General features: G+C 71.9%; 19 protein-coding genes. 14 read left to right on the top strand and 5 right to left on the bottom strand.

Going from position 1 to position 23,527, the window contains the following annotated elements:
* Positions 1 to 74 precede the first annotated feature (74 nt).
* Positions 75 to 2,777 (top strand): tetratricopeptide repeat protein, encoded by a 2,703-nt coding sequence (locus BN6_RS26325; protein ID WP_015102818.1) that lies wholly within the window; start codon positions 75 to 77, stop codon positions 2,775 to 2,777.
* A 1,139-nt stretch (positions 2,778 to 3,916) separates the two neighbouring features.
* Positions 3,917 to 4,156 carry a response regulator transcription factor gene (locus tag BN6_RS26330; protein ID WP_015102819.1) on the top strand — a complete coding sequence of 80 codons (240 nt, stop codon included), beginning with the start codon at positions 3,917 to 3,919 and terminating at the stop codon, positions 4,154 to 4,156.
* A 54-nt stretch (positions 4,157 to 4,210) separates the two neighbouring features.
* Here the strand turns inward: BN6_RS26330 and BN6_RS26335 are convergent, their stop codons facing one another.
* The 4 genes from BN6_RS26335 to BN6_RS26350 form a co-directional block, all read right to left on the bottom strand.
* Entirely contained in the window at positions 4,211 to 5,077 is an 867-nt protein-coding gene (locus tag BN6_RS26335; RefSeq protein WP_015102820.1) for a hypothetical protein, read from the bottom strand.
* Positions 5,078 to 5,174: 97 nt separating this feature from the next.
* Positions 5,175 to 5,570 (bottom strand): peptidase inhibitor family I36 protein, encoded by a 396-nt coding sequence (locus BN6_RS26340; RefSeq protein WP_015102821.1) that lies wholly within the window; start codon positions 5,568 to 5,570, stop codon positions 5,175 to 5,177.
* A 111-nt stretch (positions 5,571 to 5,681) separates the two neighbouring features.
* Positions 5,682 to 6,815, bottom strand: a complete 1,134-nt coding sequence (locus BN6_RS26345; protein WP_015102822.1) for a sensor histidine kinase — start codon at positions 6,813 to 6,815, stop codon at positions 5,682 to 5,684.
* A 17-nt stretch (positions 6,816 to 6,832) separates the two neighbouring features.
* A complete protein-coding gene (locus tag BN6_RS26350) occupies positions 6,833 to 7,489 on the bottom strand; it encodes a response regulator transcription factor (protein WP_015102823.1) in 657 nt (218 codons plus the stop codon).
* Between the two features lie 125 nt (positions 7,490 to 7,614).
* On the opposite strand from BN6_RS26350, the gene BN6_RS48065 reads away from it, so the two are divergent.
* The 4 genes from BN6_RS48065 to BN6_RS26370 are packed head-to-tail and all read left to right on the top strand — an operon-like array spanning position 7,615 to position 11,064.
* Positions 7,615 to 8,142 carry a hypothetical protein gene (locus BN6_RS48065; RefSeq protein ID WP_015102824.1) on the top strand — a complete coding sequence of 176 codons (528 nt, stop codon included), beginning with the start codon at positions 7,615 to 7,617 and terminating at the stop codon, positions 8,140 to 8,142.
* Positions 8,139 to 9,227, top strand: a complete 1,089-nt coding sequence (locus BN6_RS26360) for a peptidoglycan-binding protein (RefSeq protein ID WP_015102825.1) — start codon at positions 8,139 to 8,141, stop codon at positions 9,225 to 9,227. The genes BN6_RS48065 and BN6_RS26360 overlap by 4 nt, the downstream gene beginning before the upstream one ends.
* Positions 9,224 to 9,889 (top strand): ABC transporter ATP-binding protein, encoded by a 666-nt coding sequence (locus tag BN6_RS26365; protein ID WP_015102826.1) that lies wholly within the window; start codon positions 9,224 to 9,226, stop codon positions 9,887 to 9,889. The genes BN6_RS26360 and BN6_RS26365 overlap by 4 nt, the downstream gene beginning before the upstream one ends.
* Entirely contained in the window at positions 9,886 to 11,064 is a 1,179-nt protein-coding gene (locus tag BN6_RS26370) for an ABC transporter permease (protein WP_015102827.1), read from the top strand. The genes BN6_RS26365 and BN6_RS26370 overlap by 4 nt, the downstream gene beginning before the upstream one ends.
* An 803-nt stretch (positions 11,065 to 11,867) precedes the next feature.
* Here BN6_RS26370 and BN6_RS26375 read toward each other — a convergent pair.
* Positions 11,868 to 12,503, bottom strand: a complete 636-nt coding sequence (locus tag BN6_RS26375) for a hypothetical protein (protein WP_015102828.1) — start codon at positions 12,501 to 12,503, stop codon at positions 11,868 to 11,870.
* 104 nt (positions 12,504 to 12,607) lie between these two features.
* On the opposite strand from BN6_RS26375, the gene BN6_RS26380 reads away from it, so the two are divergent.
* The 8 genes from BN6_RS26380 (at position 12,608) to BN6_RS26415 (ending at position 22,923) form a co-directional block, all read left to right on the top strand.
* Positions 12,608 to 13,048: an Hsp20/alpha crystallin family protein gene (locus BN6_RS26380; protein WP_015102829.1), complete on the top strand. Its 441-nt coding sequence runs from the start codon at positions 12,608 to 12,610 to the stop codon at positions 13,046 to 13,048.
* Positions 13,049 to 13,496: 448 nt separating this feature from the next.
* Positions 13,497 to 13,985: a DUF6292 family protein gene (locus BN6_RS26385; protein ID WP_051075744.1), complete on the top strand. Its 489-nt coding sequence runs from the start codon at positions 13,497 to 13,499 to the stop codon at positions 13,983 to 13,985.
* A gap of 1,062 nt (positions 13,986 to 15,047) precedes the next feature.
* Positions 15,048 to 16,958 carry a hypothetical protein gene (locus tag BN6_RS48070; protein ID WP_051075745.1) on the top strand — a complete coding sequence of 637 codons (1,911 nt, stop codon included), beginning with the start codon at positions 15,048 to 15,050 and terminating at the stop codon, positions 16,956 to 16,958.
* 238 nt (positions 16,959 to 17,196) lie between these two features.
* The gene (locus BN6_RS26395) at positions 17,197 to 19,767 is read left to right on the top strand and encodes an ATP-binding protein (RefSeq protein ID WP_197540197.1); all 2,571 of its coding nucleotides are present in this window, start codon (positions 17,197 to 17,199) and stop codon (positions 19,765 to 19,767) included.
* Complete coding sequence (locus tag BN6_RS26400; protein WP_015102834.1) at positions 19,764 to 20,219, top strand: hypothetical protein; 456 nt, start codon at positions 19,764 to 19,766, stop codon at positions 20,217 to 20,219. The genes BN6_RS26395 and BN6_RS26400 overlap by 4 nt, the downstream gene beginning before the upstream one ends.
* Positions 20,209 to 20,658 (top strand): hypothetical protein, encoded by a 450-nt coding sequence (locus tag BN6_RS26405; RefSeq protein WP_015102835.1) that lies wholly within the window; start codon positions 20,209 to 20,211, stop codon positions 20,656 to 20,658. The genes BN6_RS26400 and BN6_RS26405 overlap by 11 nt, the downstream gene beginning before the upstream one ends.
* A gap of 495 nt (positions 20,659 to 21,153) precedes the next feature.
* Positions 21,154 to 22,215 (top strand): (-)-beta-caryophyllene synthase, encoded by a 1,062-nt coding sequence (gene ptlA, locus BN6_RS26410; RefSeq protein WP_015102836.1) that lies wholly within the window; start codon positions 21,154 to 21,156, stop codon positions 22,213 to 22,215.
* Between the two features lie 195 nt (positions 22,216 to 22,410).
* Positions 22,411 to 22,923, top strand: coding sequence for a hypothetical protein (locus BN6_RS26415; protein WP_041314118.1), 513 nt, complete (start codon positions 22,411 to 22,413; stop codon positions 22,921 to 22,923).
* Positions 22,924 to 23,527: the final 604 nt, after the last annotated feature.

Consider the following 23,527-nt stretch of genomic DNA (forward strand, 5'->3'; position numbering starts at 1 on the left):
CCGGGGGACGGTGGTCGGTCGTGCGGTAGACCGGGTTGGTCGAGGAACTGCCAGGCTGCTTCGGGAGGGTGGGGATGGCGAGTCCGGGTCAGGCCGTGCACCGCACGATCGTGGTGGTGGACGTGGAGGGGTTCGGTGACGCGCGCCGGACGCTGCCCCACCAGGTGGCGACTCGGGCCGGGTTGTACCGGGTGGTCGGCGCGGCGCTGCGTGCGGCGGGGGTGCCGTGGGAGGGCTGCTACCACGAGGATCGCGGTGACGGCGTGTTCGTACTGGTCCCGCCCGGGTACGCCAAGGCGCCGCTGGTCGAGGTGATGCCGGTGGCGTTGGCGGCGGCGTTGCGGGAGCACAACGACGCCGGCCCGACGGCGCAGCACGTCCGGTTGCGGGTGGCGGTGCACGCCGGCGAGGTGGTCTTCGACCGGCACGGTGTCACCTCGACCGCGGTCACCACGGCCTTCCGGCTGCTGGACGCGCCGCCGGTGAAGGCGGCGTTGCGACAGTCGCCCGGTCTGGTCGCGTTGGTGGTGTCGCGCTGGGTGTTCGACGAGGTGGTCCGCCACTCCGCGGTGCTGGACCCGGCGACGTTCCGGCCGGTGCCGGTGGCGGTGAAGGAGGTCCGCGACACCGCCTGGCTCGCCCTGCCCGACCATCCCCACCCCGCCGACCAGGGCGTGCTCGACCGGCCGGCGGGCCCGGTCGCACCCGACGGCGGTGGCCCGACGCCTCGGCAACTGCCCGGGGCACCGACACTGTTCGTCGGCCGCGAGAAGTACCTGGCCGACCTGGACCGCGCCCTGACGCCCGGCAACGGCGACCATGCACCGGGGGCGGCGGTGATGATCTCGGCGTTGGGCGGCGCGGGCGGGGTCGGCAAGACCTGGCTGGCGCTGCACTGGGCCCACCGCCACACCGACCGGTTCCCCGACGGGCAACTGTTCGTCGACCTGCGCGGCTTCGGCCCCTCCGGCGACCCGACGGATCCGGCGGTGGCGGTGCGCGGCTTCCTCGACGCCCTCGGCGTCGACCCCGAGCGCATCCCGACCGACCTCGACGCCCTAGCCGCGCTGTACCGCAGCCTGGTCGCAGGGCGACGGATGCTGATCGTGCTGGACAACGCCGCCACCAGCGACCAGGTCGTCCCCCTGCTGCCCGGCACAGCCACCTGCACCGTGCTGGTCACCGGCCGCCGCAGACTCGCCTCGCTGATCGACCGGCACGGCGCCCGCCACCTGACCCTGGACGTCCCGGACCGCGACGAGGCCCGCGCCCTGCTGACCGCGCGCCTGCCCGCCGACCGGGTCGCCGCCGAGAACGACGCCGTCGACGAACTGGTGACGCTGTGCGGGGCCTACCCGCTGGCCCTGGCGATCACCGCCCGCACCGCCGCCACCCGCCCCGCCATCCCGCTGTCCGAGATCGCCACCGAACTGCGCGAACTCGGTCTGGAAGCGCTCGACCACGACTCCGACCCCGCCGCCGGCCTGCCCACCGTGCTCTCCTGGTCCCTGCGCCACCTCACCGAACAGCAGCGCACCACGTTCTCGCTGCTGGGCATCGCACCCGGTCCCGACACCACCTCGCCCGCCACCGCCGCCCTCACCGGCCTGCCCCACGGCCCGGCCCGCAGGACGCTGACGGCGCTGGAGGACGCGTCGCTGATCGAACGGCGACCGGGAGGCCGCTACGCGATGCACGACCTCGTCCGCGCCTACGCCGCCACCACCGCCCACGCCCTGTCCGACGACGAACGGATGGCCGCCCTGACGCGGGTGACGGACTTCCACCTGCACACCGCCCACGCCGCCGACCGCCTTCTGCGTCCCGACCGCCCGATGCTGCTGCCCGACCCGCCCGCACCCGGCGTCCATCCGTACCCGTTGTCCGACGCCGCGGCGGCGACCTCCTGGCTGGACGCCGAGCACGCCACCCTCCTCGCCGCCCAGCACACCGCCGCCCTTCTCGGCCGCCACGACGCCGTATGGCACTTCGCCTGGGCATTGGACACTTTTCACTTCCGGCGAGGGCACCGGCACAACGCCGTCGCCTCCTGGCGGGCAGCCGTGGACGCCGCCGCCCACCTGCCCACCCCCACCGCCCGCGTCCGCGCCCACCGGCACCTCGGTTACGCCTGTACCCGGCTGGGCCTGCACCAGGAGGCCACCAGGCACTTGGGCCAAGCACTCGACCTGTCGGTACACCTTCGGGATGTCACCGAGCAGGCGCACACCCACCTGGCGCTCGCCTTCGCCTGGGGACGACAGGGGGACGATCGGCAGGCGCTGGGTCACGCGCACCGCGCACTCGACCTCCAACGCGTCCTGGACAACCCGGCGGCGGAAGCCGACGCGCACAACCTGGTGGGTTGGTACGCCGCGCGCCTGGGCCACTTCGACACCGCCCGCGACCACTGCCACGCCGCCCTCATCCTGCACCGAGAACGCCACGACCCCGACGGTGAGGCGGCAGCGCTGGACAGTCTCGGGCTGATCGCGCACCGCACCGGCAACCACCACCAGGCCATCGACCACTACCACCAAGCCCTGACGGTGTTCCGCCCACTCGGCTACACCTACCAGGTCGCGGACACCCTCGACCGGATCGGCCACTCCTACGCGGCTCTCGGACAACGTGAACACGCCCACGCGGCCTGGCAAGAGGCCCTGGAGTCGTACCGGGAACAAGGGCGCGACACCGAAGCCGACCGCATCCGAGAACAGCTCGACGACCTCGACACCACCAACCGCAGTCCGGACGCAGCCGCTGACAGTTCATAGGCGGGCATCAGGGCGAAAAACGACTGCTCACTCCGTGCCCACTGGGTCCGCGGATCTCCCCGAGATCACCACCAGCCTTGGCTCACGAAACGTCGATGACACGCCAGACGCTCCGACTCGGGCAGTCGCGACCCCGCTCCGGTGCGCGCGGCCAGGCGCGGGGTTGTCCACTGGCCGCGCCGGGCCGGCTGCGTGGGAGCTGCCACCGGTGTCCGGCGACCGTCCCGGACCTGGACCCGGGTTCTGACGAGCCGGTACGTCACCACCGGCCCACCACCGAGGGCAGGAACGTTTCGAAGATCACCGCCCGGGACCGGCCCGCCGGATCCGGGCGCCGTCCACCAGGACCGGCGGGTAGCCGGCGTCGAGGGCGACCAGCAGGTCCCCGTCGTCGTCGGCGACGGGGACGGGGACGGGGACGGCGGTGTCCAGCGCGCCGGCGACCGCGCCGGCCCGGCCGCCGAGCTGTTCGACACCGCTCGCCTCACCACCGAAACCGTCGAGTTCGCCGCGGTGGGCTCAGCGTCGACGTCCTCGGCGGGCACCTCGCCGGCGCGGGCTTCACCGACGCGTTGCGGGTCGCGGTCGTGGCGCTGGGGAGTTGTGGCGTCGCCGCGGCCCGGGGCAAACGGTTGCTGCGGCGTGCCGGCGCGCCGTAAACACCGGAACTGAACGACGACCACCGGCCAACCATGCGGGAGTTTCCCTCTTTCGAGTGCCCGGCGTTATACCGGCCAGCGGTCTGGACCATTCGGCAAAAGGGTGACGACTGCCGTCGAATTTTCCGTTCAACCGCCCGGACAGCCACCTGAAGTGTGCTTCCCGGATCCGCCGACGCCCGGTACGCCCGCACCGGGTGTCGGCGTCGGCGGAATCCGGCGGGAATCCACCCGAAACCGGACCAGCGGCTACGTGACCACCGTTCACGTGCCAGTCCGACCCGGTGATTCACCACCGGAAAGATCACTCCGCAATCATGCGAATTCACCCGTTCACCCCGATCGGCCGATTGAAATACCCACCACCCGACGTGAGGATGGTCCACGCGAGGGGACACCACTGCCTATCCGGATCAACGGGTGGGCACCTTTCGACCGCTCATACGGACTCCGCACCGTTGAGGATCCAGGGGGACTCCGATGTCACACGCGGCAAGATTGTCCTCGCGCGAACGCGAGGTGCTCGACCTCTACGCGACCGGGCTCACCTATCTGCAAATCGCCCGCCGCCTGGGGATAACGGCCAGCACGGTGGACACCTACCTGCGGCGCATTCGGGAGAAGAGTGGCATGATCACCGGAGCCGATCTGGTCCGGCTGGCCCTGTCATTGCGTTCGCGGGAATCCGGCACCGGATTCGACCCCGGTCTCCCGGGCTGAACGACGTGCGGCGGTGCGGTCCGGGATCCGGACCGCACCGCCGCGCCGAGGGGTTCACCTGGGCACGTGTCGGGCGGCTCGCAGCCGGGCCGCGTTGGCGTCCTTGGCCTTGGCGAACGCGTCCGGGTCCTTCTCGATGCGGGCGCGCTGGTAGGCCGACTCGACGGTGAACCACACGCCCACCAGGTTGGTCCTGACCTTGCAGTCGATGTCGGTCGCGGCCGTCGCGAGCTGCGTGGGCGTCACGTCGCCGATGAACGCCGGATCGCCCGCGACCGCGAGCGGGTCGGCGTAGTGGTGGCCGGCCTCCGCCATGCACGCGGACCACGCCGCGACGGCCGCGCGGACCCGGCTGTCCTGCCGGCCCGCCTCGAACGACTCGAACTGGAGCCGCTGCCCGAGCTGCGGGTCCGCGCCGGCGGGCAGGTCGCGGTCGAGCACGCGGTCCGCGTCGCCCGCACACCCGCCCTCGGGCACGGCCTGGCCCGCCAGCACCGACTGCCCCTGCCCGGTCAGCGCGTTCTGCCCGGTCGCGTCGAGCTCCGGTTTGACCGGCGCCGGGCGCAGCGCCGGGTCCCGGGGACCCATCCCGTACCCGTGGAGCTCAGCCAGGCCGGCGTCGGTGATCCCGTAGCGGCGCTCGGTGAGGCTGCGCGGGCCGAACGGCTGCGCGACCGGCAACGGCACGGTGTACTCCACGCCGAACCGGCGCAGGCACGCGGTGATCAGCAGGACCCTGGCGGCGGCGATCTCCACCCCCTGCTCGTCGGTCACCAGGTAGTCCTCGACCGGCAGCCGCAATTCCGCACCCGGCGCCACCGTGGGCACCGGGCCGATTTCGGGTTCGGTGCCGCGGGCCGGCGCGGAACACGCCGCGAGCGCCACGACGCACCAGACGAGAAGAACGCGGAATGAGCGCATGGCAGAGCCTCCAGCGGGTGTGCGCCATTTCGACCACGGGTGAAGCCGGCCCGACCGCGAACACCGGCCGGACCGACATCGGGTCACGCTCGACGAATCAGCAACTGCTCGACGAGTAGTAGGCCGACGAGATGGTGTTCTTGTAGGTGGCCGAGGCGTTGCCCACGTACCCCGGCGACAGGCAGCCGTGCGAACCGGTGTAGCCCGCGCCGGTGAACACGTGCCACCAGAACGAGTCGCGGTTCCGGTAGGACTCGGTGTTGTTGTCCGCCGAGACGCCCGTCCCCGGGAAGTTGTCGTCGGCGAAGTTCGAGTCCGAGACGTACAGGTCGAACACCCAGCCGCTTTGGCCGGTGAGGTAGTACAGGCCGAACTCGCCGGACTCCAGCGAGCCGTTCTTCCCGGCCGCGCCCGCCGGGCCGGCGGCCATGGTCAATCCGAGCACCGCGGCGAGCACCGCGCCGAGCAGAGTGGACTTTCTCGCGAATCCCATGGGTTCCCCTCGAATCCGATGAACCGGAACACCACGATGGTCGCCCCGCGAGCCCGCACCCGAGTAGTCGCGAGGGTTCGGTTCTTGACGTCCCCTCGCACACCTGCTAGGTCACCCGGCCGTGCTGCGGGGCAGGAGCACCCGCACCACCAACCCCCCTCCGTCCCGTGGCTCGGCCTCCACCCGGCCGCCGTGCGCGTGCACCACGGACCGCACGATCGACAGCCCCAGCCCGCTCCCGCCCACCGAGCCGACCCGGTTCGCGGCACGCTGGAACGGCTCGAACAGCCGGGCCACGGCCGGGTGCGGCACCACCGGCCCGGTGTTGGCCACCGACAGCTCCGCCTCCTCCCCCACCGGGGCCACCAGCACCCGCACCCAGCCGCCGGACACGTTGTGCCGCACGGCGTTGACCACGAGGTTGTGCGCCAACCGGTCGAGCAGCGTCCGGTCGCCGCGCACCGCCGCCGGCCCCCCGTCCACCGACACCGCCACCCCGAGGCGCTGCGCCTCGTGCCGGGTGAGGTCCACCGCGGCGGCGGCGGCCTCCGCGAGGTCGACGTCCTCGGGCGCGGCGATCTCGTGCTGCGACTGGGCCAGCGTCAGCAGGCCGTCCACCAGCGACTCGTGGCGGGCGTTGACCACCAGCAACGTCTCCCCCAGTTCCCGCAGCTCGACGGGCGCGTTCGGCCGGTTCATCGCCACCTCCAGCAACGTCCGGTTGATCGCCAGCGGTGTCTTGAGCTCGTGCGAGGCGTTGCCGACGAACTGGCGCTGGCCCGCGAACGCCGCGTCCAGGCGGGACAGCATGTCGTCGACCGTGTCGGCGAGCTCGCGCCACTCGTCGCGCGGCCCCCCGAACGCGATCCGCTCGTGCAGGTTGCGGTCCGCCACCCGGCGCGCGGTCGTCGTGATCCGGTGGATGGGGCGCAGCACGCGCCCGGCCGCGAACCACCCCGCCACCAGCGCGGCCAGGACGACGCCGCCCAGGCCGAGCAGGCCGCGCTCGACCAGCGGGTCCAACGTCCGCGCCCGCAGTTCGTCGCGCACCTGCCGCTCGGCGGCGGCCTGGCGGCTCTTGAGCTGCTCGGCCGCCTCGGCGGACGCGGGCTCCGACGCGAGCACCGGCACCTCGATCCGCTGGGTCGCGGTGCCCCGGTCGACCACCAGGCAGGCGATCGCGAGCACGCAGCCGCCGGCGAGCAGCGCGACCAGCCCGTGCAGCAGGGCGAGCCGGGTGCGCACGGTCCACCTCGGCCCGGTCATGGGATCCGGTAGCCGACGCCGAGCACGGTCTCCACCACCACCGGCGGGCCGAGCTTGCGGCGCAGCGTCATCACCGTGACGCGCAGGACGTTGGTGAACGGGTCGATGTGCTCGTCCCAGGCCCGTTCCAGGAGCTGCTCGGAGGTGACGACCGCGCCCTCGGCCCGCAGCAGCTCCTCCAGGATCGCGAACTCCTTGCGGGACACCGGAACGCGCCGGTCGTCGCGGAACACCTCCCGGCGGGCCGGGTCCAGCTCGACGCCCGCGCGGCGCAGGGTCGGCGGCGCGGCGGGGCGCGCGCGGCGACCCAGCGCCCGCACCCGGGCCACGAACTCCGCGAACGCGAACGGTTTGGGCAGGTAGTCGTCCGCACCGAGGGAGAGCCCGGCGACCCGGTCGCCGACCCGGCCGGCGGCGGTGAGCATCAGCACCCTGGTCAGCGCGCCGGACTCGACCACCCGCCGGCACACCTCGTCGCCGGGCACGTGCGGCAGGTCCCGGTCCAGGACGAGCACGTCGTAGTCGTTGACGGCCAACCGGTCGAGCGCCGCCGCGCCGTCGTAGACCACGTCCACGGCGACGGCCTCCTGTCGCAGCCCTTCGGCGACGGCGTCCGCGAGCAGCACTTCGTCCTCCACGACGAGTACGCGCATGTCGGGCACCTCCTGGCGCCTATCGTGACCGGAAGGCCATAAAACACCCATAAGCGAGCCGCTAATGCGCTCCTTACGGCAATTCCGCTGCAATTTCCCCCATCCGATGCACAAGGGGAGGGCAAATGTGCGGAACACGCTCGTTGACCGCGGTGCTCGTGGCGGTCTTGCTGGCCGGGTGCGCGGCGTCGCCCGAAGCGCCGAGCGTCGTCTCGGTGGGCAGCGGCTCCGCGTCCGCCGCCGCCGGGTCGGGGAACGCGGCGCAGGTCGTCGCGTACCGGGACTGCCTGGTGGCGAACGGGGCCGTGCTGGTCGACCACCCGACCGAGGAGGGGCTGCCGCAGATCGACAAGGAGCGCACGCCGGTGGACGTCGCGTCGACCGCCGCCGAGCGGTGCCGGGCCTTCGTTCCCTCGGGCGGGGAGGTGGCGAAACCCGATCCCAAGCTCATCGAGGCGCGCCAGCGGTACGCGGCGTGCCTGCGGCAGAACGGGATCCCGGACTACCCGGACCCAGACCCTCAGACCGGCGACCCGCGCATCGGCGACGACCTGGCGGGCAGGCTCAAGGAAGACCCGAAACTGCCCGCCGCCGAGGCCGCGTGCCACGACATCCTGACCGGGGCGGGCGACAAGGGCACGGTGGGCGGATGACCTCACGGCGCCGTCGCGTGCTCCGGGCGGTGGCCGCGCTCCTCGTGGTGGCGGGCGCGGGTGCGGCGGTCCCGCTGTGGTCGAGGTGGACGACGACCGCCGCACCGCCGCCCGCGCCCGCCCCCGGCGTCACCGCGCCGGTCACCAGGGCCACCCTCGCCGAGACCACCGCCGTGGACGGTGAGCTCGGGTATGGCCCGGCGGTGCCGCTGACGTCCAAGGCCGCCGGCACGGTGACGTGGCTGCCGGAGGTGGGCGCGGTGTTGACGCGCGGGGACGTCCTGTTGCGAGCCGACGAGAAGCCGGTCGTGGTGCTGCTCGGGCCGCTGCCGATGTACCGGTCGCTGGCGCGGGACTCGACCGGCCGCGACGTGCGCCAGTTCGAGGAGAACCTGCGTGCGCTGGGGTACGTCGGGTTCACCGTGGACGAGAAGTACACCGAGGCCACGGCGAACGCCGTGAAGCGGTGGCAGCGCGCGCTGCGGGTCGAGGACACCGGCGAGATCGACCCGGGCGGCGTGGTCTACGTGCCGGAACCGGTGCGCGTGTCGTCCCGCGCGGTCCGGATCGGCGGGAGCGCGTCGGGCGAGGTCCTCTCGCACACGCCCGACGTCAAGGTGGTCACGGTCGACGCGCGGGCGAAGGACGTCGCGTGGGCGGTGGTCGGGGCCGGGGTGTCGGTCGCGCTGCCCGGTGGCGCGCAGGTCCCCGGTGTGGTCGCCGCCGTCGGCACGGAACTCAGCACGGGCACGGGCACCGGCACCGGCCAGCCGGGAGGCAACCCGACGGGTCAGTCGACGAACGCGACGGTGCCGGTCACGATCACCGTCGCCGACCAGAACGCGGTGGCCTCGATGACCAAGGCCCCGGTGCAGGTGCGCTACACCGCGCGGGCGCGGCCGGACGTGCTGACCGTCCCGGTGCCCGCGCTCCTCGCGCCGGTCGAGGGCGGCTACGCCGTCGAGGTCGTCGACGGCGACGCCACCAGGGTGGTGGCGGTGGAGACCGGCCTGTTCGCCGACGGCCGGGTCGAGGTGCGCGGCCCGGGGCTCGTCGAGGGCATGACCGTGCGGGTGCCGGGATGAGCGGCGCGGTGGCCCTGCTGCGGGGCGTGTCGAAGGTGTTCGACAACGGCGTGGTCGCGTTGGCCGGCGTGGACCTCGCCGTCGCGGCGGGTGAGCTGGTGGGCGTCGTCGGCCCGTCCGGGTCGGGCAAGTCGACGCTGCTCAACGTGCTGGGCACGCTGGACCGGCCGTCGTCGGGCGAGGTGTTGGTGGACGGCGAGGACGTGGCGGCGCTGTCGGACCGGGCGCTGTCCGCGCTGCGCGCGCACCGGATCGGGTTCGTGTTCCAGCGCTTCCACCTGACCGCCGGCAAGACCGCGCTGGACAGCGTGGCGGACGGCCTGCTCTACACCGGGACGCGCCGGCCGGAACGCCTGCGCCGGGCCGGGGACGTGCTGGGCCGGGTGGGGTTGGGCGACCGACTCGCCCACCGGCCGCACCAGCTGTCGGGCGGCGAGCGGCAGCGGGTGGCCATCGCCCGCGCCGTGGTCGGGCGACCGGCGCTGCTGCTCGCGGACGAGCCGACCGGCAACCTCGACTCCGAGTCCGGGACCAGGGTGCTGGAGGTCCTGCGCGGCCTGCACGTCGGCGGGACCGCGGTCGTGGTGATCACGCACGACCTCGACATCGCCGCGCGGCTGCCGCGCCAGGTGCACCTGCGGGACGGGAGGGTGACCGGGTGAGGACGCGTCTCTCGGTGTCCGACGCGGTGCGGGTGGCCGCGTCCGGGTTGCGCACCGGGCCGTTGCGGGTGGCGCTGGCCGCCCTGGGCATCACGATCGGGATCGCGGCGATGCTGGCCGTGGTCGGGGTGTCGGCGTCCAGCCGGGGCGAGCTGGACGAGCGGTTGGCGGCGCTGGGCACGAACCTGCTGACCGTGGAACCGGGCAGCACGGTGTACGGGGAGGGCGCGAAGCTGCCGGCCGAGTCCGTCGGCATGGTGCGGCGCATCCCTCCCGTCCGGTCCACCTCCGCGACCGGGCGGCTCACGGCGGGCGTGTACCGCAACGACCACGTGCCGTCCGGCGACACCGGGGGCATCGCGGTGCTGGCCGCCCGGCTCGACCTGCTGGACACCTCGGCCGGTCGCGTCGCCACCGGTCGCTGGCTGGACGGCGCCACCGCGACCTACCCGGCGGTGGTCCTCGGTGCGCGGGCGGCGCGGCAGCTGCTGGTCTCCACGCCGGGCACGCGGTTGTGGCTGGGCGGCCGGTGGTTCGGCGTGGTCGGCGTCCTGGCCCCGGTCGCCCTGGCCCCCGAGCTCGACACCGCCGCGCTGGTCGGGTGGCCGGCGGCGGCGGAGTACCTCGGGTTCGACGGGCACCCCACGAAGCTCTACTGCCGGTCGGACCCGCCCCAGGTCGAGGCGGTGCAGTCGGTGCTGGCCGCGACGGTCAACCCGCGCAGCCCGATCGAGGTGCGGGTGTCCCGGCCGTCGGACGCGCTGGCCGCGCAGCGGGCGACCGACCGCACCCTGGACGGGCTGCTCCTGGGTATCGGCGCGGTCGCGTTGCTGGTCGGCGGGGTGGGGGTGGCGAACACGATGGTCATCTCGGTGCTGGAACGGCGCGGCGAGATCGGGCTGCGCCGCGCGCTGGGCGCGACCAAGGGGCAGATCTGCGTGCAGTTCGTGCTGGAGTCGCTGCTGCTGGCCGGGCTGGGCAGCGCCGGTGGCGTGGTGCTGGGCACCGCGATCTCGGCCGGGTACGCGACGTGGCAGGGGTGGCCGACGGTCGTCCCGTGGACGGCGTCGGCGGGCGCGTTCCTCATCGGGTTGCCGGTCGGCGCGCTGGCCGGGCTGTACCCGGCGATCCGGGCGGCCCGGCTGACCCCGGTGGAGGCGCTGGCCTCGTTGTGACCGGGGTTGTCATGCGCCGCTGACGTGCTGGTGCAGGTGGGCGGTCAGGGTGGGGTGGGTTTCGTAGTGGGTGGATCACCGGAATCGAGGCTGCGGGAGGCGTCGACCACGGCGAGTTCCCCGAGGCGTGGAACCCTGCAAGGGGCGGTCGACGGTTGTCCGAGCAGTGCGCGGCAGCCAGTGCGGAGTCCCGCCCACCGGCATCGGGCAGCCCGACTGTCACCGCCTCGCGCACGGCATCCGAATCGCCATCGGATCCGGGTGCCACATCCATTCGGGCCATCACGGGACTTTCATCGTTCATCCCATCGAGCCTTCCGGCGGTTCCGGCATGGTCCTCGCCGATCCGGGTCAGTGCTCGACCGACTGAACCTTGGTGGTCACCGCAACCACCACGACCCAGTAGGTCGTGGTCCCGGTCGGCGTTTACGGGACGGGCGTCGGCGAGCCGGTCGATCGTCCCTCGGAGCTTGAGAGTGATGGCTGGTGGGCGCGGCGGGACTCCTCCGACCACAGGGGCGCGAGCAGGACGAGGCAGGGGGTATTTCAGGCTCCAAGCGGGCGGCCGTGTTCAGCCGTCTGCACCGGCGAGGTGTCGCCGTGTGCCGAAGCCGACCGGAGCAGGTGCAACGCGGGCATGCAGACCTCAGCCGTCGTCGGCACCCCCACTCCGCACCCGGCTCGCCAGCCGTCGTCCACATAGGACCCCATTGGACGACGTCGCGCGGCTCGCGGACGCTCCAGTCCCACGCCGTCGGAACCGGCCCTCGTCTAGGTCTTCCGGAGGCCGCGGGATCGTTGATCTACTGCTCCGCCACCGGTGGTGAGCCTGACCGCAGCACGTGGGTGGTGTGGCGGATCTGGGTCGCCTGGTCGGTGAGGGACTGGACCCGGGCGGCCAGGCCGGCGTGCGTGGCCGTCAGGTAGGGGTGCGTGTCGGCCAGCGGGGGCAGCAGGCCGGCCGGGTCGTCCTCGGCGAGTGCCTGACCGACCAGGTCGACGTGGTGCTGGGCGTGATCGGACAGGCCCCGTACGGAGCTGACCTGACCGGCCAGCTGGCGCAGGACCGTGGCGTTGTCGCGGGCCCAGGCGGCGACCGCCCGGTCACCAGCGCGTTTGTCGCGCTGGGCGCGTACCCGTTCCTCGCCGGTCTGCTCGCCGGTGCCGGTTGGCCGCAGGCGCAGGTAGCGGCGTTCGGCGGCCTGGCGGCTGGTCACCCCGAGCGCGGGAGCCAGCGCGGCCCAGCTGACCTTCTGCGAGCGGGCCGCAGTGATCAGCTCGGGCTCCCAGCCGGCCAACTCCTCCCGCAACTCGCGCAGCACCGCCAGTGCCGCCACCAGGTCACCAGGACTACCCGCGCCCGCACGGGTTCGGGCCCGCACGTCCTGGACCAGGGCGAGTGCCTCGACAGCGGTGTAGTCGCCCACATGATCGCTCACATGTCATCCTTTCAACGACATAGGTACTTGTCATCCCTTCGATGACATGATAGATCTGTGGTGTGCGTCGACACCAGAGCCGAGACCACAAGGGAGGGAACGTCATGTTGATGCGCACCGACCCGTTCCGGGAGTTCGACCGGCTGACCCAGCAGCTGTTCACCAACACCACGGGCACCTGGTCGCGTCCCACCGCGATGCCGCTCGACGCCTACCGCGCCGGGGACGAGTTCGTCGTCGCCTTCGACCTGCCCGGCGTCGACCCCGACGCGATCGAGCTGAACATCGAGCGCAACGTGCTCACCGTCAAGGCCGAGCGCCGCCCCACCGCGACCGACCAGTCGGTGGAGATGCAGGTGTCCGAGCGGCCGCTGGGAGTGTTCTCGCGACAGCTGTTCCTCGGCGACACCCTGGACACCAACCGGATCAACGCCGACTACAACGCGGGCGTGCTCACGCTGCGGATCCCGATCGCGGAACAGGCCAAGCCCCGCAAGATCGAGATCAGCGCCGGGCAGGCCACCCGCAAGGAGATCAACGCCTGATCCGGCGGCGTGATCACCGAGCTGATCACGGTGATCGCCATTGTGTCCGTTGCACGGACAGCCCCCGGGAGGAGCTCCTCGCCCCGCTGTGCGCGGGGCGAGGACCGGGTGCTCTTTGAGTTCGCCCCGATCGTGCCAGCGAACCGGCGCTGACCCACGCCGCCACGGCCAGCCGAACCGATCTCTCCAGCGGTGCCACCGTTGCGATGGGTTCAGGCGAGGTCGGGATCGGTCGCCGCCCAGCGCAGACCCGCCCACACCACAACGAACTTGACCCAGCGAACCGAGCTGACGGCGTTCGAACCGCCGCACGTGGCGCGGTGGCCACCCGCCGAGGACACCGATGACAATGACTCTGACTATCGAACAGCCGCCGCACCTGGCCACCCAACCCAGGCGTGCGGAAACACCAGGCCGTCTGACTGACCGGGACTGTGCCGTACTCCTGATGCCCGTCGTCGAACACGCCGACGGGCCAGGGGGCGACGAAGTCCTGCCCGAGCTGGCAGAGCACGGTTTGCGCCACTACACCGCCCGGATCGCCGCCGCGGTGGGCGCCGGAGCGGAAGCGGCCTGGTGCGAGTGGGCCGACGCGCCCAGCGCCTACATCGCACTGGATCAGCGGCTGCCCGGCCACGCGGACGGGGACGTGGCGCTGATCTGGGCCGCCGAGCGCGGCTGGGCACTCGCGGTGGAAGCCGGCTGCGGCGATGACCTGCTGATTACCGCCTCACTGGACGGCGATGTGCTGCCCGCCCCCGACACCGTCGCCACCTGGTTCCGTGCCGTGCTCACCGGCAGACACGCCGACGCACACCAGCACCCCACTACCCAGGCCAATGCCGCAGCGAGCACCGACGTCACCCGTCGGCTCGCGAAGTGGGCCGGGCACGAGCCGACTTTCGACAGTCGCGACGGCGAACGAAGCGGGGGCTGACCGGTCACCGGATCGCGTCGCAGCCGGTGACCGCCGTTCGGCGTCGTTGGTGAGGTCGGTGCCGAGGCGGCCGCGCAGTCCAGCGATGTGGTCGTACACGGTGGCAAGGTCGTCTTCCGACCCGTGGGAGTGATCGAGATGGACGGCACGAGCGTTCCCCGCCTCGCGGGAACAGAGCGCGGGAGGCTGCCCGAGACCGACCAGAGCGACTTCGCCGACTTGGTCTGCACCGAGGCGGCATGGGTGCGAGCGGAGTTCGACGCGATCATCGCCGCCAACTTCGGTGTCGGAGCCGAGCAGCCCGTGGTCCCCCCGCGCCGTCCACCACGCCCCACGCGGGATCGCCGCCCTCGCCCCGGTGGTGCGGACCGCCGGCTCGATCCGCCGGCGTGGGCGCGACGAGGTGACCACGCGAGGACGGCCCGCCGGGTGGAGGCACGGGAGCGCTCCCCTCCGATGCCTCGCCGCGTTGCCGCGCAAGGCAAACCAGCGAGCACAACCGGAGAAAGGCGATTGGTCGGCAAGGAGGTGATGTCAGGAGGGCGCGGCGGCGAGAGGTGATGAGTCCGCTGTGGATGGTCAGCCCGATGTGCTCGCCGGCAATCATCCGCGAGGAACGCCGGCCCGGCGTCTCGTGACGCGATCCAGGCGACACATCCCGGCAGGGCTTGCGCATTGATCGCCCGTTGTACACCCCTCCGGCAGGAGTTGCGCCTTCCTCCGCGACAGTCGCGTCCGATGCCCGCCACAGCCCGCGCTGCGGCGGGCATCAGACTCTTCGAAGAAGGACCTGTGCCGCACCCCTGTCGAGATCTTGCAGGTTGGGAACAGAAACTCGAGTTGGTCTCTCGATGCCGAGAGGCGGTGGACCGCCAATCGGCACGTTGAGCAACTCGGTGGTCGTCACCGCGCGAACGGGGTAGTCCGCCCCACACCCCGCGGCTCTCGGCAATTCTGCGGATCCGCCGTGATCCGATCTGGTGACTGAGGGCCACAATTGTGTAGCGCGGGGTGATTCGCCGCTAGGGTCGCTCGGGGGTGGGCGAGGGGAGGTCAGCTGCGGTGGTCGGTGTGCCGTCGGCGGGGGAAGGTGTTTCCGGGGACGTCGACGACGACCTCACGGTCCGTCTCCCCGTCGTGCCGTTGCAGCGGGTCTCGGGTGGTGCCCCGCTGGTGAGAGGGCTGTTCGACGGGGTCGAGCGGTGGGGCTGGGAGTTCGCGCCGCTGCCCGAGTTCACCGAGGTGCCGGAGCCGGCTCCCGAGTGGCGCGAGCCTGCCGAGGTCGCCGCGGCGTGGCAGTTGCGCAGGCGACGTCTGCGGCAGGTGCCGTGGACGTCGGCCGGTGTCGGTGTGGTGGCGTGGGGCGGGTGGGCGCTGCCGCTCCCGGGCGCCGTGGACGTCGCGCTGTCGGGGTGGCTGGTCGTGGGTCTCACGATGGTTCTTGTGCGGCAGGTCGCGGTGCCGCGGTCGCGGATGAGGGCCGCCGCGCGGGAGCGTGACTTCCGGTTCGACCAGTTCCGTCACCGCGTCGGCGAGTGGCGCAGCCGGATGGCGGCCCGGGAGCGGGTGTTGGCGGCTCGGGCGGTCGCCAAGGAGTGGCTCCCGCTGCGGCCGTCGGTGACGGCGGCGCGGGTGGAGGTGTTCGGCGGCACCGGTGACGGCTGGGCCAGCCTGGTCACGACGGTGGGCAGTTCCCTGCTGCGGGCCGGCGACTCGGTGTTGGTCGTGGACCTCAGTGAGCGGCGCGTCGCCGACGACCTGGCGGGCTTCGCCGGTGCGGTGGGTCTGCCGGTGTCGGCGGTGGCGTTGTCGCGCGACGACGGCACCTTGTTGCGCGGGCTCGACTCCGATGAGGTGGCCGAGGTGGTGGCGGGTGCGGTGGCGACCAGGCGGTCCGGTGCCGATGCCGCCGACCTCCGGGTGGTCGACGCCTCGATCCTCGCCGCGATCGCCAGGAGCCTGGAGGGTCCGATCACGTTCGCGCGTCTTGCGGCAGGTCTGCGCGTGGTCCGTGGCCACTACGGCGCCGAGAGCCCGCTGACCCCGCTGGAAGCACGCCGGCTCACCGCCCAGATCGACGCCGTTGGCAGCACGGACCGGGTTGTCAACGCATTGCACGCCCTGACGAACCTGGTTGAACTGCTCGCCGCCGAGGGGCCGCTTGGCGAGCCGGTGGCGTGGTCCGGCCCGGGTTTGACCGTGCTGGCCACCGAGGGGCCGCACCCTCGCCGCAAGGACTTCCTCGACCGGGTGTTGTTCGAGCGGGTGCTGCACGCCGTGCGCGTGCGCCCGCAACAGGCCGGCGGGAACGTGGTGTTCGTAGCCGGCGCGGACCGGATCGGGCCGGCGGCGGTGGAGGAGCTGGCCCGCCAGGCGCGGCGTTGTGGTGTGCGCCTGGTGCTGATGTTGGAGCACCTGCGCGACGACGTGACGCGGCTGCTCGGCGGGGACGACAGCGCGACGATCCTGATGAGGCTGGGCAATCACGAGGAGGCGAAGGTGGCGGCCGAGTTCATCGGCCGTGAGCACACCTTCAAGATCAGCCAGATCACCCGTCAGGTCGGGCAGAGCTTCACCGAGGGCCACAGCGATGCCACCGGAACTCAGAGCAGCGCCTCGCACAACGAGGGAACACACCGCAGCCGACCGGCACCCGCCCGGTGGTTCGACCGCAAGGCGGGCAGCGAAAGCAGTTCGGCGGGCACAGCCACGTCACGGTCGGATACCTGGCAGCACACGGTCAACTACTCACTCGCCGATTCGGAGAGCACCGGCACCACCGAGTCGCGGGTCTACGAGTTCACCGTCGAACCCACGCAGCTCCAGGACCTGCCGCCGACGGCGTTCATCCTCGTCGAGCACAACGGTGTCGGCCGGCGCAGGATCGTGCTGGCCGACTGCAACCCGGGGATCACCTTGCTGTCGCGCGTGGTCGGCGGCACTCGGTGGCGGGACGAGGCCCGAAGTGCTTGAGCCGAGCGCCTTCGACGGTGCCCGGGTGCTCCGGCTGAGGTCGGCGCCGTGCCGGACCGATCCTGATCCCGCGCCCGGGCAGTTGTTCGCCGCACTGACCGCGGCACATGCCGGTCTTTCCGGCAGCGGCCTGGTTTTCGCGGCGTGGCAGCGGGACGAGGGCGATCCGCAAGTCCGGGTGTTGTTCGGCGGGAGCCCCGGGTTCCCACCCGGTCCCGGTACCGGTGTGGTGGGCGACGTGCTCGCGCCGCTGTACCCGCCGGGCAGCACCGCGGAGGTGGTCGACTCCGCAGAGGTCGTCGCCGGTTGGCGCAGCTTCCCCGCCTGGGTGCGCTGCACCGGCCGATTCGACGCGCTGCGGCAACCGGTGGACGACAGACGACGTCCGCCGTCCCGAGGTGCGTTCGACGACTACGTCGCGCACCTGGGCGAGTCGTTCGTCTGGCTGACCGCAGCGCAACCCCTTCCGGCGGGTCACGTCGACGACGAGTTGTCCACGTTGGAGGTCACGATCCCGGTGCTCCGCAGGGAGACTCGGCTGGAGTCCAGTCGGATCGCCCTGCACCGCGCCGAAGGCAGCTACCGCGAGCTGTCTCGCGCGCTGCCAACCGGCTTGTGGGCCGTCCACGTCCTGGTCGCGGGGCGCGACACCGTCTCGGCGCGGCGAGTGGCGGCGTTGTTGTGCGGTGCGAGCGACTTGGACGACCTGCCCTACACACTCGCCGCAGCAGACGCGACGGACTCCTTCGAACGCGCGTTGACCGCGGTCGTCCCGAGATCACCGTTTCCCGCGAGTGGCGAGTTGCTGGCCGCGCTGGCGCGGCCGCCCAAGCAGGAGCTTCCCGGCATCCGACTGACCGAGCCCGCCAGGTTCGACCTCACCCCGGAGACGAGCGGGTTCCTCGAACTCGGCACCGTGCTCGACGACGCGGACCAGGCGGCGGGCCGGTTCACGGTCGCAGGAAGCACCTTGAACCGCCACACGTTCGTCGCGGGCTCGACCGGCGCGGGCAAGTCGCAGACCGTGCGGCACCTGCTGGAGCGGTTGCACCACGCGGGTGTGCCGTGGCTTGTCGTGGAGCCCGCGAAGGCGGAGTACGCGGCGATGGCGGGCCGCATCGGCGAGGACGTGGTGACGGTGATCAGGCCGGGTGCGCCGGACGCCGTCCCGGTCGGCCTCAACCCCCTGGAGCCGGAGCCGGGTTTCCCGATCCAGACGCACATCGACCTGGTGCGGGCGCTGTTCCTCGCCGCGTTCGACGCCGACGAGCCGTTCCCGCAGGTGCTCAGCCTCGCGTTGAACCGCTGCTACACCGAGCTGGGCTGGAACACCGTGGTGGGCGGGTCGCGCCTACCAGGCGTGACGCCGAAGTACCCGACCCTGGCCGACCTGAGGCGAGCGGCCCTGGAGGTGGTCGAGGGCGTCGGGTACGGCAAGGAGGTCACCGACAACGTCCGGGGCTTCATCGACGTGCGGCTGGGTGGGTTGCGGCTGGGCACCCCCGGCCGGTTCTTCGAGGGCGGCCACCCGCTCGACGTCACGGACCTGTTGCGGCGCAACGTGGTGCTGGAGATCGAGGACGTCGGCAACGATCAGGACAAGGCGTTCTTCATCGGCGCGGTGCTGATCCGGCTGCACGAACACCTGCGATCCCGCAGGTCCGAGGGTCCGAGCGGTGGGCTCCGGCACGTCACCGTGCTGGAGGAGGCGCACAGGCTGCTCAAGCGTGCCGAGCCGGGCTCGCCGACCGCGCACGCGGTGGAGCTGTTCACCGCCCTGCTGGCCGAGATCCGCGCCTACGGCGAAGGCATCGTGGTGGCCGAGCAGATCCCGTCGAAGATCGTGCCGGACGTCGTCAAGAACACCGCGTTGAAGATCGTCCACCGGTTGCCCGCCGCAGACGACCGGGACGTCGTCGGCGCGACCATGAACCTCGACGAGGCGCAGTCCCGGCACGTCGTGTCGTTGCCGCCCGGGCGGGCGGTGGTGTTCGCCGACGGCATGGACCGTCCCGTGCGGCTGAGCGTGCCGCTGGGCGAGGACCGTGAGAAGCGCGTGCCCGGCCGTGCCCCTGCCATCCGGGATACCCGAAGCGTCGCGTGCGGCCCGACCTGTCGTGCGCGGGCGTGCCTGCTGCGCGAGGTCGACGCCGGCGCGACCGCCGCCGAAGACCCACGACTCGTGTTGTGGATCGAACTCCTCGTCGTGGCGCACCTCGTGGGGCGCCCGGCTCCCCGACCGGAGCGGAAGTGGCTGGTGAGCCTCACCGCGAGGTTCGACGCCCGTACCCTCGAGTGCGCCATCGCCCACCGCGTGCAGACCGCGGTGGACCTCCGCTACACCGGGCTGGCGGCGCACTACCAACCCGAGGCGCTCGCCGAGCACGTCGCGGCGTCGGCGTTGGCCACCGTGCGCGGGGACGCCACGACGTGCGACGGGGCGGAGGCGCAGTGGCAGGCCGGCAAGTACCGATGGCTGGACGTGGTGCGGGCGCTCGTGGAAGCAGGCCCTGACACCGGTCCGCACCCCGACACGGCGAGCTGGGCCGACCGCGGCCTCCACCTGACCGGCGACACCGCGGCCGAGCAGCTCACGGACCTGGAGGCCCACCCCGACAGCTGGCTGCCCGACGACACGGTGATCACCGGTGCGGGCACACCGCCGGTCCACGAACAGGCGTTGGCCGAGCTGAGCCGTGTGCAGCCCTTGGATCAGCGGTTCCTCGCAGTCACCGGCTTCCTGGGCCTGAGCACCACGTGGCCGTTGGCCACGCTCAACCTCACTGATCAGACACAAGGTGACCGATGAGTGCGGACAAGAACAGACCCGTCGAGGAGCCGGCCGCACCCGACCGGCGCGCCGAGGCCGCCGAGGCCGCCGAGGCCGCCGTGGAAACACGCCAGGACGAACCGGCCGAGGGAACCGCCAGGCGCTCGCTGCGCGAAGAACGTCCACTGGAAACCGACGTCCGCGACAAGGTCGCGGTGGAGCCCGCTGCCAAGGAGATCGTCCGGCACGCAGATCAACGGGCGCTCAAGGGCGATGGCGACCACTACGTCCGGGGCGTGCGCGAGGGAGACCTCGTCTACTACGTCGACGGTGTGCTCGACCGGCAGGTGCCGAACGTGGAAACCAAGTACCCCGGTGGCGGACGAGCCGCCCACTGGGATCCCGACAAGGACGCCCTGGTGATCGAGGATGGTGACCGGGGCACGGTGTTCACGCCGAAGAACGGAAGGGACTACTTCGATGACCTCTGACGGTCGGGAGCTTTCCGGCGAAGGTGTCGTCCGGCTGCGGACAGGCGAGTTCGACCTGCTGCGCCAAGTCGTGCGCGAGGTCCGCGAACTGAGCGACGACCAGCTCTCCGCTCTCGGAGTGGGCCGGGATGAGGTGGATGACCTGCGCACTGCGGTACGCACCGTGCACGGTGAACTTGCCGACACCGACTACAGCGCTGTGGACGTGGTGCTCGATGAGTCCGCCACCGAACCACCCGCGGTGACCCACCCAGAGCCGCCCGGTCCGGCCCGGGTCACTGGCCTGCTCACACAGGCGACAGCCGTGCGACTACCGCACCTGATCCACTATGTACGCGACTGGCTCGGAGAACCGGAACTGAGCCTCCGCACCGGCAGCGATCCCGCACAGCTCGACGGCCTCGCCGCCCGCTTCCCCACGTCCAGCGCCAACCACTGAACGCGTCGACCTCGCGCGTGGTCTGCCCCGAGCGAGCAGGGTTGGTCCGTACGCGCGCTGGGGCCTGGGCATCTCCGACGTGCCGTGCCTTCCCTGCACACGCAGGGGTGGCCGATCGCGCTGCACAACAGGGCGGCGGCACGGCAGTGTGTCCTCAGGATGGCGAAGTAGTGGTCGCTGCGGCGACGGATGACGTATCACGCCCTCGACGCCGGAGATGTTCCAGTCACGGCAGCCGATCCGGGAGAGCGGGACCTCGAACAAAGGACCCCTTGGTGGGTAGGCGCAGGCAATGCCCGGGTTCTATCTCGGCCGTGGAGGTGTTGTTCTTCAGCCAGTCCACGGTGTCTCGGCCAGTTCGTTGTCCAGCAAGGCTTCGGCGGCGGGGCCGGCGACGCGGGTCGCGGGCCGTTCGGGTGGACACCTTGTCGGCCGTTGCCTTTCCGGATCTGTCTCCGTGATCCTGGCCCTACCGACCGGAGGAAGGCGGAGCAGGTGGGCAGACCGGCCACGCCGCAGCAGACGGCGTTCCACATCCCGTTCCCCCGCGCGATCAGCCCGGACGTGTCCGCGGTGCACCCGGGCTCGATGGCGTGGCTGCGCCGGCACGGGATGCTCCGGAGTGACGCGTCCGCACGGCGGGTGGACGGGTGGCGGCTCACCGAACTGGCCGGCCGCTTCTTCCCCGATGCCCGAGGCGAGGACCTGCGCCTGGGCGCGGACGTCATGGGGTTCTTCTTCCTGTTCGACGACCAGTTCGACCACCCCGGTGGCCTGCGGGCCGAGGCGGTCGCGGTCAGCAAGCGGTTGCTGCACCTGACATCCCTGCCCGCCGGCCCCGCCCCCGAGGGGGCCGGCCCCGTGGTCGCGGCCTGGGCGGATCTGTGGAACCGGTCGTGTCAGGGGATGTCGTCGGCATGGCGGGTCAGGGCGGCCCGCGAGTGGCGCCGGTACTTTGTCGGGAACCTGGAGGAATCCGTCGCGCGGGAAGGCATGTCCGGCGAGTCGGTGGAGGACTACCTCCGGCTGCGCGCGATGACCATAGGCACCACGCCCGTGTACGACCTGTGCGAACGCACCCAGCACTTCGAGATCCCGGACGAGGTCCTGCACAGCCACCACGTGCAGGCGATGCGGGACCTGGCCACCGAGATCGTCGTCCTGTGCAACGACGTGGCCTCCACGATCAAGGAAAGCGCCCGGGGCGAAACCCTCAACGCCGTGCTCCTCCTCGAACGGCACCACGAAGCAGAACGCGGACCGGCTGTCGCGCGCGTCCAGCGAATGGTCGAAGCCCGCCTCGCGGCCTTCCGGCGGCTGCGCGACCGCACGTCCCGGACCTGCGCTGCGCTCGACCTCACCGCCGAGCAGTGCGATCGGGTCGACCGCTACGTGCGCACAGCTCTGATGTCGGTGGTGCGCGGCAACTACGACTGGCAACAGCGCAGCGCACGCTTCTCGGCCGACGACGCCCGCCCCGGCTCCCTACCCGGATACCTCGACGATCTCGTCGGGCACTCCGGCGTCGTCGGGCCGCCCCCCGTCGACGGATCATGACGCCCTTCCGCGCCACAGCGACCGTGGGGGTTCACCTCTGTCGCGCTCACATCGTTCATCACAACTCCTTCGGCCGCTTGCGCGTCGATCACCGAGAGTGGTCGAGTTGTTACTAGTTGCTTGTCATCCAGTCGGGAGCAGCACATGCCGAGACACCTGGGAACGACTACGCGCAACCGGTTCAGGGCCTGGGCGGTGGCCGCCGCCTCCATCCTCGCGCTGGGTTCCGCCGCGGCGGTCCCGCCGCCCGCCGAAGCCGCGGTCGCCAGCCTGGCCTGCACCATCAACGTGCAACTGAGCTTCAGCCCACCGCTGACCGCCGTGCAGACCTCGGCGTCGGTGGTCGCCGTCGCCAGCCTGTCGAACTGCCTGTCCCCCAACGGCTCACAGCCGCAATTGGCCGGCGGCGTGGCCACGCCCGTCACGGGCACCGTGTCCAGCCTCGGCGGCGTCCCGTGCAACCTGCTGCTCACCATCACCGGCTCGGGAGTCATCGAATGGTCCCCGGGCGGCGAGCAGACGACGTTCGACTTCACCGTACGCACCAACGTGCTCGACGGCACCGTGCAGCTGACCACCTGGCAAACCGGCGGCACCCTGGCCGGCACCACCTCACAGACGGTCGGAGCGGCCAACCCCAACCTCGACTGCCTGCTCAACGGCCTGTCAGGTCTGGCGGTGCCGGTCGCGGTGACGACCTTCCTCTGATCGTGTGCGGGACTGCGAAACGAGCGCCCCTGTCACTGAGCGTGTGATCAGCCGACCAAGGACGGGCAGGGGCGCCCCTGCCCGTCCTTGAGGCGTCACGGTCAGGTGTCGGGCTGGATCGGACTTGCGCAGCGGGCCTCCGGGACTACGAGGTTGGCGAGCTCGCCACGCGCTACGTGCACATCGCCGTCCTCGCCGACGCCGCCATCAAGATCGTGGAGATCCACCACGGTGTCCACGAGTCGACTGCCACGCCGAACGGCTCGTCAGCACCGTCGGGCACGAAGCCACCGACCACCCGCTCATCATCAACCAACACCACCTGAGAACAGTGCCGCACCGCCCTTTCCGGCCTCGACCCGACCGGTGCAACGCACGCACCTGCCGCTCAGCCGTTGCGTGCCGCGGGCGGAGCGGACACCCGCCCGGCAGGTGTTCACCCCGGCGGAGGCCGTCGATCTGGTGGACTGGGTGCCGCGTGAACGCGCCCATGGCGCTGTCGACCACCTGGGGCGGGCCGGAACGGGTGATCGACGATCTCATCGTCCTTTCCCGCTGACGTAGAGGCTGCGCCGTTCGGGTGTTTCTCGGCGGTGGACGGCTC

Origin of the sequence: Saccharothrix espanaensis DSM 44229 (genome assembly GCF_000328705.1) — a bacterium.
Taxonomy (GTDB): domain Bacteria; phylum Actinomycetota; class Actinomycetes; order Mycobacteriales; family Pseudonocardiaceae; genus Actinosynnema; species Actinosynnema espanaense.